15 protein-coding genes are annotated in these 12,653 nt (G+C 48.6%); 13 read left to right on the top strand and 2 right to left on the bottom strand.

The window, feature by feature from the left end; translation table 11 throughout:
* Positions 1-149: 149 nt before the first annotated feature.
* The gene (locus tag H6H02_RS02340) at positions 150-977 is read right to left on the bottom strand and encodes a nuclear transport factor 2 family protein (RefSeq protein WP_190814303.1); all 828 of its coding nucleotides are present in this window, start codon (positions 975-977) and stop codon (positions 150-152) included.
* Between the two features lie 147 nt (positions 978-1,124).
* On the opposite strand from H6H02_RS02340, the gene murG reads away from it, so the two are divergent.
* The 13 genes from murG to H6H02_RS02405 all read left to right on the top strand — a co-directional run bounded on the left by murG (position 1,125) and on the right by H6H02_RS02405 (position 11,948).
* Entirely contained in the window at positions 1,125-2,183 is a 1,059-nt protein-coding gene (murG, locus tag H6H02_RS02345) for an undecaprenyldiphospho-muramoylpentapeptide beta-N-acetylglucosaminyltransferase (protein WP_190814305.1), read from the top strand.
* Positions 2,184-2,327: 144 nt separating this feature from the next.
* The gene (locus H6H02_RS02350; protein ID WP_190814307.1) at positions 2,328-2,678 is read left to right on the top strand and encodes an S-layer protein; all 351 of its coding nucleotides are present in this window, start codon (positions 2,328-2,330) and stop codon (positions 2,676-2,678) included.
* 138 nt (positions 2,679-2,816) lie between these two features.
* Entirely contained in the window at positions 2,817-3,332 is a 516-nt protein-coding gene (locus H6H02_RS02355) for a DUF29 family protein (protein ID WP_190814309.1), read from the top strand.
* 29 nt (positions 3,333-3,361) lie between these two features.
* The gene (locus tag H6H02_RS02360; RefSeq protein WP_190814311.1) at positions 3,362-4,450 is read left to right on the top strand and encodes an RluA family pseudouridine synthase; all 1,089 of its coding nucleotides are present in this window, start codon (positions 3,362-3,364) and stop codon (positions 4,448-4,450) included.
* A gap of 556 nt (positions 4,451-5,006) precedes the next feature.
* Positions 5,007-5,525 carry a phycocyanin subunit beta gene (locus H6H02_RS02365; protein ID WP_190411798.1) on the top strand — a complete coding sequence of 173 codons (519 nt, stop codon included), beginning with the start codon at positions 5,007-5,009 and terminating at the stop codon, positions 5,523-5,525.
* A gap of 92 nt (positions 5,526-5,617) precedes the next feature.
* On the top strand, positions 5,618-6,106 hold the full coding sequence (gene cpcA, locus H6H02_RS02370) for a phycocyanin subunit alpha (protein WP_190814313.1): 489 nt from the start codon (positions 5,618-5,620) through the stop codon (positions 6,104-6,106).
* A 134-nt stretch (positions 6,107-6,240) separates the two neighbouring features.
* Entirely contained in the window at positions 6,241-7,116 is an 876-nt protein-coding gene (locus tag H6H02_RS02375) for a phycobilisome linker polypeptide (protein WP_190814315.1), read from the top strand.
* A 139-nt stretch (positions 7,117-7,255) separates the two neighbouring features.
* Positions 7,256-7,558, top strand: coding sequence for a phycobilisome linker polypeptide (locus H6H02_RS02380; protein WP_190814317.1), 303 nt, complete (start codon positions 7,256-7,258; stop codon positions 7,556-7,558).
* 68 nt (positions 7,559-7,626) lie between these two features.
* Positions 7,627-8,499 (top strand): HEAT repeat domain-containing protein, encoded by an 873-nt coding sequence (locus H6H02_RS02385; RefSeq protein ID WP_190814319.1) that lies wholly within the window; start codon positions 7,627-7,629, stop codon positions 8,497-8,499.
* 252 nt (positions 8,500-8,751) lie between these two features.
* Positions 8,752-9,375, top strand: a complete 624-nt coding sequence (locus tag H6H02_RS02390; protein ID WP_190814321.1) for a HEAT repeat domain-containing protein — start codon at positions 8,752-8,754, stop codon at positions 9,373-9,375.
* A 72-nt stretch (positions 9,376-9,447) separates the two neighbouring features.
* Positions 9,448-10,281, top strand: coding sequence for a phycobilisome rod-core linker polypeptide (locus H6H02_RS02395; protein ID WP_190814323.1), 834 nt, complete (start codon positions 9,448-9,450; stop codon positions 10,279-10,281).
* Between the two features lie 78 nt (positions 10,282-10,359).
* Complete coding sequence (locus H6H02_RS02400; RefSeq protein WP_190814325.1) at positions 10,360-11,106, top strand: phycobilisome rod-core linker polypeptide; 747 nt, start codon at positions 10,360-10,362, stop codon at positions 11,104-11,106.
* An 80-nt stretch (positions 11,107-11,186) separates the two neighbouring features.
* Positions 11,187-11,948, top strand: coding sequence for a phycobilisome rod-core linker polypeptide (locus H6H02_RS02405; protein WP_190814327.1), 762 nt, complete (start codon positions 11,187-11,189; stop codon positions 11,946-11,948).
* 257 nt (positions 11,949-12,205) lie between these two features.
* On the opposite strand, the gene H6H02_RS02410 is transcribed toward H6H02_RS02405, so the two are convergent.
* Positions 12,206-12,652, bottom strand: a complete 447-nt coding sequence (locus H6H02_RS02410; protein ID WP_190814329.1) for an NADAR family protein — start codon at positions 12,650-12,652, stop codon at positions 12,206-12,208.
* Between the last annotated feature and the right edge of the window lies 1 nt (position 12,653).

Consider the following 12,653-nt stretch of genomic DNA (forward strand, 5'->3'; position numbering starts at 1 on the left):
GTAATTCGTAAAACCCTATTCTTTTTTTATTCGCGTTCTTTATGCCCTGTAAAAATCTTCCTTGCAAATCAAACAAGATTTCTAAAAATTCCGAAGATTGAGTTTTGAATTTTCAATTTAGTAAAAAACTCAAAACTCAAAACTCAAAACTATTTGGAAGGGCGACCGCCTTCTACAACCCGCAGGCGCTGAGTAACGGTTGTCATGCCTTGTTCGCGGATTACAACCGTTGATACCCAATAATTCCCTTTTGTTAGGGGGGCACGACCTACCTTAAAAATTCCACCCGATGACAGTAACTCCAGATCCACCGGGGCGGGTTTGGCAAAGCGATCGCCCCGCACGGGTTCTTCCACTGCTGCTCCCAACATTAAATCGTCGCCTAGGGGTTCTTGGACGACCGCATCAAGGCTATAGGATTGACCAATACGAACCTCTTCCGGTAACTGCATGTCCACCGTGGGAGGCTTTACACCTGCGGTCGTCTGAGTGCGTTCTCCCAGAATCTCCTGCTGGACAATTTTTTGACTTTGAAAGCGCTGACGCGATCGCAAAGCGGACTCAAACTTCATATCTTTGCCATCGATTCGCTGGGTGCCAGTAATCTGAGTCACCGTCTCCGCAACCAGAGCATCGCCTTCCTTTTCCCAAGATTTGAGTTCTGTACGATAACTCAGATTTGGGTAGCGCTTCCAGAGTTGAGTTAAAGCCTGTTGCAGACTCTGACGATTTAAGCCATCAGAGTGGGTAAAATTCTGGCTATAGAACTGCATCACCGTATTGACATCCTGACGATTGGCCGCCGCATCAATTTGCGTGAGAGAATTTTTTAGCTCGGCGGGTGCTGTTTCTGGACTCGCTGCCCGAACAGTGTTTGGATGAAGCAGGGACGTAAGAATTATAAAGGCAAAAATTTTCGACTTTTGCTTGATGAGAGACTGGAACAAGCTGATAGACGGAGTTATCTGGTTACGCATCACAGACGTGTTTGAATAATTGGATAAAGGAAACCGTGTCGAGCAACAGACGTGCTAAAGAGTAGAAATCCTGGATGCTCTATTGGCTAATTTATAACTGATTTTTAATCTTATCCGAGCCAGGACAGCCAGTAGGAGATAGAAACTTTGGCAAATGAACCGAAACGATTGTTAATTGCGGCGAGTGGTACTGGGGGACATTTATTTCCCGCGATCGCGCTAGCAGAGAAACTGCCAGACTATGAAATTGAGTGGCTAGGTGTCCCGAATCGCCTGGAAACTAAGTTGGTACCGGCTCAATATCCCCTCAACACCGTTGAGGTGGAAGGATTTCAACAAGGGTTTGGGCTGGGGACATTGGGCATTTTGCTGCGACTGACGGGTTCCATCCGGCAGGTACGCCAGCTACTTAAAGACAAGAATTTTCAGGGTGTATTCAGCACTGGGGGTTACATTGCCGCACCGACGATTATTGCCGCGCGGTCAATTGGAATCCCCGTGATTATGCACGAATCCAACGCCCTCCCCGGCAAAGTGACTCGCTGGTTGAGTCCGTGGTGTAATACCGTGGCGCTGGGGTTTGAATATGGAGCGCATTACCTACCCCGCGCTGGAACCGCCTACACTGGCACTCCAGTTCGCGCTCAGTTTCGCACCTCCCAAAAGCTGGAGTTGCCGATTCCTGAAGATGTCCCCTTGATTGCAGTCGTCGGTGGCTCTCAGGGCGCTGTTGCCGTTAATCAAATCGTCCGCGAGTGCGCCCCAGCCTGGTTGAATGCTGGTGCCTGGATTGTCCATCTGACGGGTGATAATGACCCTGATGCCCAAAGTTTCCAGCATCCTCAGTATTTTTCCATGCCGTTTTATGACAATATGGCGGCACTTTTGCAACGGACGAACCTGGCAATTAGCCGTGCTGGTGCTGGGACATTAACCGAACTTGCGGTTACGCAAACTCCAGCGATTCTCATTCCCTATCCCTTCGCCGCTGAAGATCATCAAGTCTACAATGGGGCAATATTTAACTCAGCGGGTGCTGGTTTGGTATTCCGGCAGTCAGAACTGACGCCTCAGTTACTAGAAAGTAAGGTATTGAATTTATTGCAGTCGCCCGAACAGCTACAACAAATGGCTCAAAAAGCTGCTACGCTAGCAGTTCCTGACAGTGCCGAACGTTTAGCCGATCTCGTGCGCCGAACGCTGTAGCCAAAAGGCTTTCAGTCACAAAGCCTTCGGATGAAAAATGAGGGTTTATCCACAAATTGGAACAGCCAATGTAACGCCAGTAATTGTTAGTTTTGAGGAGGGGCAACTTTAAGAGATTGCCCGTACAGTTGTTCCTCACAAACCATGAAACTCAAAATCGCAACAGCTATACTCCTTGCCACCATTGGCTTTGTGGCTCCGGCTAAAGCGCAAGATCCTGAACCGATCACCCCAACAACACCCTCATCTCCAGCGCAACCAACTTCAGAGCCAGTTTTGGAAGCCTGCGCCCAAGACCAAGCCGATACTTTACCCAATCCTTTCTCCGATGTGCCATCGAATCACTGGGCTTTCAAAGCGGTTCTAAGTATGTATTATTGTGGCGCTTATCGAGGGTCAAGTTCACCTGAGAGGGTTAAACCATTTCTGCAACAACAGATTCCTGAACAAAGTAGCAACCCGCCTGAAACCAGAGTAGACGTTCCTCGGACTTAGGAGGATTTTGTGTAGAAGTAAGGATGCGATCACTCTCAGAAAAGCGCCGAGAGCGATCGCATCCTTCCGATAGTCAATAACCTAGTCTATACCCGCCTGCAACATAATTTTGCGATGTACAAGTGAGGTCAGTTGACAATGACTCAAGAACTCACCGACTTAAGAGCTTCCATTCTGGAAGGAAGATACGAAGATGCTTTGTCCCTCGTGGATGATTTGGAAGGGATGAGTAAAAAAGCTATCTTGCAGAATATCGAGAATTTTCTCAGTAGAATGCTGGTTCACTTGATAAAAAATCAAATTGAGCAGCGTTTAACTAATTCTTGGGCAGCTTCTATTCGAGATTCGCTTCTTAAGATTCAAGCTTTGAATATTAAAGAAAATAAAACTTCTTTCTATATTAATCGGGATGAATGGGAATCTTATCTGGAAACCTCTTTTGAAGATGCTATGTTCGCGGCAAGCGTGGAAGTTTTAAATGGGAGTTATACCCCATTCCAACTGCAAGAAATGGTAGACGGAACAGAGATAATTGTCTCAGCAAATAAACTTCTGGGTTTGACCTATTCCCATTCAGCCAAGGCACTGCGCGACGTTATTAGTGAGGAATTGAGTAAATTACCAGGCGGGGAAGAGTGGAAATTAGGAAGATAAAGTAAGTTTGTTTCGGTTAGGATGCAGTAATGACACTGCTATCTTTAAGAAACAAGTCTTGCCACTGGCGCAAGAATGCGATCGCGCCATCCTCACTAACCTTTTTTCGCTTTCTCCTTCGTCCTCTACAGTTTGTTTCCAAGTTAAACCGTGAATTCGTGAATTCTCCCCATTCAATCTCTCTCGAAGTTCAAGAAACAGGCAGTCGTATTGACCGCTATCTTTCCCAACAACTACCAGATTTATCCCGTTCGCGCGTCCAGAAACTAATTGAAGAAGGAAACGTGCTGCTGAACGGCACCGTCTGCACGTCCAAGAAAGCAACCATGCAAATGGGCGATCGCCTATCTTTAACGATTCCAGAAGTGCGATCGCTAGACCTGCAACCAGAAGAAATCCCTTTAGATGTTCTTTATGAAGATGATTCCCTGATTATCATCAACAAACCGGCGGGTTTAGTCGTTCACCCAGCCGCAGGACACGAAGCAGGCACTCTCGTCAACGCTCTTTTAGCCCACTGTCCTCTCGCGGAAATTGGCGGGGTGCAACGTCCGGGAATTGTCCATCGGCTTGACAAAGATACGACGGGGGCAATGGTTGTTGCTAAAACCGACCAAGCCCATCAACACTTGCAAGCTCAACTAAAAGCTAAAACCGCACGCCGGGAATATCTGGGCGTCGTCTACGGTTCTCCCCGCGCTGACAGCGGCACGATTGACCAGCCTATCGGTCGTCATTTGGGCGATCGCAAAAAAATGGCTGTCGTACCTGTAGAGAAGGGGGGACGAGCGGCAATGACTCACTGGCGGGTGCAGGAACGCCTGGGAAACCACACGTTGATGCTTTTTCAACTCGAAACAGGTCGCACCCACCAAATTCGCGTTCACAGCGCCTACATCGGTTATCCGATTGTGGGAGATCCCGTTTACAGTTCCGGTCACTCTGTCGGCGTCAATCTTCCCGGTCAAGCGCTCCATGCTTGGCGACTCCGGTTGCAGCATCCGGTAACTGGGGAGTTAATAGAAGCGATCGCATCCCCACCCCCGGCATTTGTAACGCTTCTCGATGTGCTGCGACGACGAATTGCTGCCACTAATCCCCAATCGATAGACCGATAAGGCTTTATATATTTACATAAAAATACATAGTTACATTTAGCTCTAAAAAATCCCCAACCCTTGCTTAGAAGCTTTTTAAGCGAATATTAAGAGATTGTAAAGACAAAAATCTAGGCTTCTTTAAGTATAAATACTTGGAGAATTGTAACGAAGTATGTGGGAAATAAAATCCAAGACCTTTGGAAGGGTAAGGATTTGAGCTTTTATTCATGGCTCTTGAGATTGCTTAATAAATCTTAAAAAACAAAGCCGCGAAGGCGTTGTATAAAAATAACCGGAGGGATCAATAACAGACAAAAGTTAAACAAGACACGGATTTATCAAGGTTGCAAATCTCTCATAAAAGCACGGACTTTTCTCATATTTCTGTGAAAACCAGTTTGTTGCAGGTAAAGTAGCAGAAGGGATGGGAGAGCGACTTAAAAAGCGTGTTGGACTAATGTCTGGGCTTGACCAATCCAAGAGCTGATTCAATAGATTGAAGTAGCTCTGCTTGACAAATATCGACGTTTTAAAAAACCACACTCATCCAAATCAGTAGTAGGAGATTGAGTTCATGTTAGATGCATTCGCCAAGGTTGTTTCTCAGGCTGATGCCCGGGGTGAATTCTTGAGCACCGAGCAGCTCGATGCCCTGACCAATGTTGTCAAGGATGGCAGCAAGCGTTTGGATACCGTTAACCGCATCACCAGCAATGCTTCCAGCATCGTTGCCAATGCCGCTCGTGCTTTGTTTGAAGAGCAGCCTCAACTGATTCAACCAGGTGGAAACGCATACACCAACCGTCGCATGGCAGCTTGCCTCCGCGACATGGAAATCATCCTGCGCTACGTTACCTACGCCACAATCGCAGGTGATTCTAGCGTGTTGGATGACCGCTGCTTGAACGGTCTGCGCGAAACCTACCAAGCTCTAGGCGTTCCTGGTGGTTCTGTTGCTGCTGGCGTCCAAAAGATGAAAGAAGCTGCCGTCAAAATCGCTAACGATCCCAATGGCATCACCAAGGGTGACTGTAGCCAACTGATGTCTGAAGTAGCTAGCTACTTCGATCGTGCTTCATCTGCGGTTGCTTAAGAACAACTAGCAAGCTTGCTGTTGGATAGGCGCGAACATGCGCGTTGTTTAGTCGAAAACTTTGCAAACACTTTTAGGGAGATACCTCAACAATGAAGACCCCGATTACTGAAGCCATCGGTGCAGCCGATACCCAAGGTCGTTTCTTAGGCAACACCGAACTGACTGCTGTTAACGGTCGCTTTGAGCGTGCCGCTGCCAGCATGGAAGCTGCCCGCGCATTGACCCAAAAGGCTCAGCAACTGATTGATGGTGCTGCTCAAGCCGTGTACCAAAAGTTCCCATACACCACCCAAATGCAGGGACCTCAGTATGCTGCTGACTCTCGCGGCAAATCCAAGTGTGCCCGTGACATCGGCCACTACCTGCGGATGGTTACTTACTGTCTAGTTGCTGGTGGTACAGGTCCAATGGACGAGTACCTGATTGCCGGTTTGGATGAAATCAACCGTACATTCGAGCTGTCCAACAGCTGGTATGTGGAAGCTCTGAAGAACATCAAGGCCAATCATGGTCTGAGCGGTCAAGCTGCTAACGAAGCCAACACCTACATCGACTACGCCATTAACGCCCTGAGCTAGTATTCAGGTGCGGTGCCCGGAAGAATCAGCGAGTGTTGGCGCGTGCTTGCTAGCAGTTGCTAATTTTTCCGGGCATTGTTTTTCTCAATTTGAGTAAAAAAATCTTAAAAAGTTGTTGCGTTGGGAGAGCAAGAATGGCCGGTTTAGTGGCGTCGAATTTAGCAGCAGCAGGCCGCCTAGGTCTTTCTGCATTTGATGAAACACGGGTGGAACTGCGGCCTGACTGGACAGAGGACGATCTGCAAGCGGTAATCCGCGCGGTTTACCGTCAGGTATTAGGCAACGATTACATCATGAAATCGGAACGCCTGACCTATGCTGAATCGCAGCTTCGGCAAGGAAATATAACGGTAAGAGATTTTGTCCGCGCGATCGCTAAGTCAGATCTATACAAAAACAAGTTTTTCTTTCGCAATTCCAATACCCGCTTGATTGAACTCAATTACAAGCATTTGCTAGGGCGGGCACCTTACAGTGAGGATGAGATAAACTCCCACCTCAATATCTATGAGGAACAGGGGTACGACGCAGAAATCGATTCCTACATCGACAGCGTTGAGTATGAAGCCAACTTCGGGAACAACGTTGTCCCTTATTATCGTGGATTTATGGTAGAGCCGGGAGTGAGAACGACCGGCTTTACTCGTATGTTCCGCCTGTATCGGGGTTATGCGAATAGCGATAGCTCTCAAGTTGGAGGGAAAACTCCCCGACTGATGGGCGAACTGAGCCGAAATGAGGCTTCTACAATTTTCCAACCCTCTGGTAGTTCTTCGTCCTGGAGATCGGCAGCGATTCCTCAAGACGCAGCCCCCAGAAAAGCCCTCGGTGGTACGAAGGAACAAAGCGGACGGGTTTATCGCATTGAAGTGTCTGGAATTCTCAGCCCAGGCTACCCGAAAGTTCGTCGCAGTAGCAACGCCTTCCTAGTGCCCTACGAGCAGCTGTCCCAAAAACTACAGCAAATTACCAAACAGGGCGGCAAAATTGTCAGCGTTTCACCCGCTTAAGGTGAACGAATTCTAAGTGTTATCGCACTTAGTCTTTTTTGAATTAGTCTTTTTTGACAATGGTGATGACATGAAACTTGATGGTTGGTGTCATCACCCCTCAACTGTTTTCAACCCAATTACAGGAGCTATTTCAACGATGTTTGGACAAACTGCACTTGGGAGCGGTACTTTGGGTGACGCTGCCAATCGGGTATTTCGCTACGAAGTCGAAGGTTTACGTCAGACTTACGAATCTGACAAACTCAGCTATCCCATTCGCCGTAGTGGCAGTTTCTATATCACAGTGCCCTACAGCCGCATGAATGAAGAAATGCAGCGGATTAACCGCATGGGTGGCAGAATCGTCAACATTCAGCCCTTAACTCTGGATGGAGACAGCGAAGCGAAAAGCCAAGCGACAACAGCCCATCAAAATCATGACGCTGAAGGCAAGAGCTAAGCCGATTCAGCTCATCCAGAAAGCCCATTCAACCATGCTCGTAAACGCCAAGTCATTGCACTCCTACGATGCGATCGCCTAATCCCGATCGATATTCTGAATCAGACTCACCGTCCGGAAATTCACCGGGTAGCGAACCGCTAACGGTGGAGCAGGCAATTGCCAATCTCCGCCATGAAGATTTAAGTCTCCGCTACTATGCTGCCTGGTGGCTAGGTAAATTCCGCGTGCGCGAGTCTGCTGCTGTGGAAGCTCTGATTACAGCTTTGGAAGATGAATCGGATCGGACAGAGCTAGGCGGATACCCCCTCCGTCGCAATGCCGCACGAGCGCTAGGAAAACTCAGCGATCGCCGAGCCGTGCCAGGGCTGATTCGTTGTTTGGGTTGTGCTGACTTCTATGTTCGAGAAGCCGCAGCTCAATCCTTGGGAATGCTGGGCGATCGCACTTGCATTCCGGAACTGATGCAACTGCTAGAAGGGGGTGTGGCAGCCGCTCTGCCAGTACCAGGGCGGCCCCATCTGACACAACCCTATGAAGCAGTGCTGGAAGCCTTAGGAGCGCTTCAAGCGGCGGAAGCAACTGCTCAGATTCAACCGTTTCTGGAGCATCCTGTCGCGCGGGTGCAATATGCAGCAGCACGGGCAATGTACCAGTTAACGGAAGATTCCGTCTATGGGGAACGTTTGGTTCAAGCGTTGGAAGGCAGCGATCTGCAACTGCGCCGCATCGTATTATCAGACTTGGGTGCGATTGGTTATCTGCCAGCAGCGGAAGCGATCGCTAGTGCTGCCACTGAAAATAGCTTTAAACTGATTGCCCTTAAAGGGCTGCTGGAACACGTGCAGGCGCGAGCGATCGCGTCTTTACAGCCAGATGAACCAAATTCGCTATCCGCTGACGCCATCAGGGTGATGACCCTGATGGATGCTTTGTTATAGTCAATTGTCCTTTCCTAATAGCGAATTGCTAGTAGCAAATGGCAATTCACCACTAGCAAAGCAATCAGTAAGTAGATAGACATAAATTAAACAGCAAGTAGCCTATAGGTAGGGTGGGCACTGCCCACCCATTGCACGGCACTGGTGGCAGTCCCCACCCTACTGCTTCGTTTATTTATGCTCAGCTACTTAAAAAATGGCAATTGACAATTCGCAATTCGCGATTGACCACCGAGCGCCGATGATGGACTAATGACTGATTCGCCCCAAGAACTGATTCGTGCCATTGAACAGGCGGATTCTCCTGGACGCTTGGTGGCGTCAGTTCGAGCCTTAGCTGCCACTCGTCTAGAAGTTGGGATTCCTACCCTGATCGCCGTCTTAGGTTACAACAACCCAGGAGCGGCTGTAGCAGCAGTAGAAGGGCTGATTCAGTTAGGGGAAATTGCCGTACAACCCTTACTGGAAAAACTGGACGCCTATGACTACGGTGCCAGGGCTTATGCGATTCGTGCCTTAGCCGGGATCGCTGACCCCCGTGCCTTAGACATCTTAGTAGAGGCAGCAGCCACCGACTTCGCGCCCAGCGTCCGCCGCGCTGCTGCGAAAGGGCTGGGAAACCTCCACTGGCACTCGTTGCATCCTGACCAGATTCAAAGTGCGATCGCTAGGGCATTGGAAACCCTGTTGCTCATTTCTCAAGACCAAGACTGGGCGATTCGCTACGCTGCTGTTGTCGGCTTGCAAGCACTCTCCACCCAGTTGGAAGTCCGCCCGTCCATCCAAAAGCGATTAGCGGAAATGGCTTTAGATAATGACCCAGCAGTTCGTGCCAGAGTTCAGCTGGCTCACCAGTCATTAGTGATGAGTCCTTAGCAAAGGCTCATTCGTCTTTTATTCATGGACTCATCACTAACAGCTAACAACTAACAACTAACAACAAAAAATATGCCAATTCCACTTCTTGAAATTACACCAACCACGCAGAATCAGCGTGTAGAAGGGTACGAAGTACCTGATGAGGACGACGCACAGATTTATCGATTGACAGATGCGACCTCTGAAACGGCAATTAATGACTTGATCTGGGCTGCCTACCGGCAAATCATCAGCGAACATTTAATTTTAGAAAGCTACCGCCAACCTTTTCTGGAATCTCAACTGCGGAATCGAGCCATATCCGTGCGCGAGTTTATTCGAGGATTGGGCAAGTCCGATGTTTATCGGCAGTTGGTAGCAGACACGAACTCCAACTACCGCTTAGTTGACATCACCTTCAAGCGGTTTCTGGGACGCGCCACCTACGGCAAAGACGAGCAAATTGCTTGGTCAATTGTCATTGCTTCCAAGGGATTGCATGGCTTTATCGATGCCGTTGTTGATAGCGAAGAATACCGCCAGAACTTCGGCGATGAGATTGTCCCTTATCAGCGCCGCCGGTTTAACGAGCGACCCTTTAACTTGGTCAACCCCCGGTACAGTGATTACTGGCGCGGTCGCATGATGGGTCTGGATACTCGGAGTTACTTTCAAGTCGGGGGTCAAAACCCAGTGGGTAAAACATCGGTTCGGGAAGCAATTCCTAGCACCTTCTTGGCAATGGCTCGGAGTATTGCCCCAAGCGAAGTTAACTACCAGCGCACCAGAGATCGGGTACTCTCTCAAGTTAAAAACATGGAGATTCCCGACACGACTAGCAAAGCTGCCAACTTGCAACCTGCTGTAGGTCGCACCGACGTAGCCCTCCCCTACCGCTACCTTTATCCGACGCCAAAAGCCTAAAGGCTCATGGCTTATCGCTAATCGTTCATGGTTCATGGCAATTAGCAATCCCACCAGATAGGAACTAACAATTTACCTATGTCAATCCCTTTGCTTTCATACAAACCCAGTTCGCAGAACCAGAGAGTAGCGGGTTACGAAGTGCCGAACGAAGACACTCCCCGGACTTATCGGATTGAGAACTGCATCGACAATGGCGACCTTGAGGAATTAATCTGGGCAGCCTACCGTCAGGTTTTCAGCGAACACGAAATCCTCAATTCTTTTCGTCAGGCTGACTTGGAATCTCAAGTGAAGAACCGCGCCATTACTGTGCGCGACTTCATCCGAGGTCTGGCGAAGACCGAAGGCTTTTACCGCTTGGTTGTTGAGAAAAACTCCAACTATCGAGTCGTCGAAGTTTGCCTCAAACGAATCTTGGGCAGGGCACCCTACAACAAAGACGAAGAAATTGCCTGGTCGATTAAAATTGCCACTAAGGGGCTGAGCGGCTTCATTGATGCCCTCGTTGATAGTGAGGAGTATCAGTCTAACTTTGGCAACAATACGGTGCCTTATCAGCGTCGTCGCTACAAAGATCGACCCTTTAACTTGGTGACGCCTAGCTACGCCGATTACTGGCGTGATCAGGAAGAAAGTGCGCGCTACAAATGGGGCAATGTGCGTAACTTCTTGGATATGGCACGGGCAATCAACCCGAAAGCCGTCACCAATACTGTTACCGTTAACACGGCTAACATCAAAATTCCCGACATGACACGGGATAATACAGCGCAAGAGACACGAGTCTCGATTAACTCGCAAGCGAGTTTTCCACTCCGGTAGCATGGGGATTCCATCGACCAGAGGATACCCTGATGCTGGAAAATAGGAAGTCTCAACCACTTTATAAGGGAGATTTTTAAATGGCACTGCCATTACTGGAATACAAACCAACCACCCAAAACCAACGAGTTAAGAGCTTTGGAAAGGCGGATCTTGACGAAGATACGCCATACATCTATCGCGTGGAAGATGCCAATTCACCGATAGAAATGGAAGAGCTGATTTGGGCGGCTTATCGCCAAGTCTTCAGCGAGCATGAAATCCTCAAATTCAACCGTCAGATTACTCTGGAATCTCAGCTGAAAAATGCGGCGATTACAGTACGGGAATTTATTGCTGGTCTGGCGAAGTCAGAGGCATTTTACCGTGTGGTTGTCTCGGTCAATAACAACTATCGGCTTGTAAACATTTGTCTCAAGCGCTTTTTAGGTCGGGAGCCTTACAACAAAGCTGAAGAAATCGCTTGGTCAATTAAAATTGCCACTTTGGGATTCAGCGGTTTTGTTGATGCCTTGGTGAACAGCCAAGAATATACTGACAACTTTGGGGACTTCACCGTACCCTACCAGCGTAAGCGGATGGAACAGCGTCCTTTCAACCTAGTGACGCCTCGCTATGGCGAAGACTTCCGCGAAACTGCTGGCACTGTCAAGACCGATTGGCGCTTCACTGTGGAGAAGTTCTACAGCCGCAAGAACCAGGAGCGGCAACTTCCCGAAGGCGATCCCCGCCGGTTCCGCGAGGTAGCGGCATCGCTCAGTACCAAGCGCAACTACCCACAACGGGTCTCTGCGTTTGATATTGATTACCTCAGTCGAGTGCCCGTGCGTGGCAACCGCTAAGAGGTAATGTGCTAGTTTCCTAGACTGCTAGCACTTCTGATAAAACCAAATTGTGGCTCTGGTTCCTGCTCTCAATACAGCTAGATAATGTCCTATCAAGGCATCTAGTCGTTAGAGTGAGCGGTAATCAGAGCCACAAACTTTTTGGGTGCATGCAGTATTAAGCGATCGCCTACTCAAACCTCATCAGGATTAATCCCCATTGAGCGCAATCTTTCTGCTAATTGCTCTGCTCTAGCTTGAACCAATTCTTTCTGTTATTGCTGGTTGCTAAGGCGTAGTATCTCTCGTACTTCTACTAAAATTTGTCCCAACATATTCTTGCCACTGCCATCAGCACCGCAACCCCAATAATAATCACCGGGTGCATTTTCAACAATTAACTCATCGCCGGTAGAAAGTAATTCTTCGCGAATGTCGGCATGAGTTTCAAATTTGCGTAGCACGGCTTTTCGCATAATGTCATCTTTTACCTGTTCCCAATCGGGACGCAGGGGACGCGATCGCTCTCGTCCCATTTTCGCCGCATCCTTCGGTGTCTTTACCTGGCGAATTTGGTCAGCGTGGGGTGTACCAACAAACTTTTGTGCTTGAAAATAATGTTCGCTGGTAGGCCAATAGAACCCATCTAATTCAAAGCCGTGAGGCGAAAAATTGGAGAAACAACCATATTTTTCGCGAGTGCTGTAAAAGTAAATTGTCATT

This window comes from Coleofasciculus sp. FACHB-1120 (genome assembly GCF_014698845.1).
Lineage (GTDB): Bacteria > Cyanobacteriota > Cyanobacteriia > Cyanobacteriales > FACHB-T130 > FACHB-T130.

Coding starts and splice junctions, on each gene's coding strand:
- H6H02_RS02340 (WP_190814303.1), bottom strand. CDS start 977: ATGCGTAACCAGATAACTCCGTCTATCAGCTTGTTCCAGTCTCTCATC.
- H6H02_RS02350 (WP_190814307.1), top strand. CDS start 2,328: ATGAAACTCAAAATCGCAACAGCTATACTCCTTGCCACCATTGGCTTT.
- H6H02_RS02355 (WP_190814309.1), top strand. CDS start 2,817: ATGACTCAAGAACTCACCGACTTAAGAGCTTCCATTCTGGAAGGAAGA.
- H6H02_RS02360 (WP_190814311.1), top strand. CDS start 3,362: ATGACACTGCTATCTTTAAGAAACAAGTCTTGCCACTGGCGCAAGAAT.
- H6H02_RS02365 (WP_190411798.1), top strand. CDS start 5,007: ATGTTAGATGCATTCGCCAAGGTTGTTTCTCAGGCTGATGCCCGGGGT.
- cpcA (WP_190814313.1), top strand. CDS start 5,618: ATGAAGACCCCGATTACTGAAGCCATCGGTGCAGCCGATACCCAAGGT.
- H6H02_RS02375 (WP_190814315.1), top strand. CDS start 6,241: ATGGCCGGTTTAGTGGCGTCGAATTTAGCAGCAGCAGGCCGCCTAGGT.
- H6H02_RS02380 (WP_190814317.1), top strand. CDS start 7,256: ATGTTTGGACAAACTGCACTTGGGAGCGGTACTTTGGGTGACGCTGCC.
- H6H02_RS02385 (WP_190814319.1), top strand. CDS start 7,627: ATGCGATCGCCTAATCCCGATCGATATTCTGAATCAGACTCACCGTCC.
- H6H02_RS02390 (WP_190814321.1), top strand. CDS start 8,752: ATGACTGATTCGCCCCAAGAACTGATTCGTGCCATTGAACAGGCGGAT.
- H6H02_RS02395 (WP_190814323.1), top strand. CDS start 9,448: ATGCCAATTCCACTTCTTGAAATTACACCAACCACGCAGAATCAGCGT.
- H6H02_RS02400 (WP_190814325.1), top strand. CDS start 10,360: ATGTCAATCCCTTTGCTTTCATACAAACCCAGTTCGCAGAACCAGAGA.
- H6H02_RS02405 (WP_190814327.1), top strand. CDS start 11,187: ATGGCACTGCCATTACTGGAATACAAACCAACCACCCAAAACCAACGA.
- H6H02_RS02410 (WP_190814329.1), bottom strand. CDS start 12,652: ATGACAATTTACTTTTACAGCACTCGCGAAAAATATGGTTGTTTCTCC.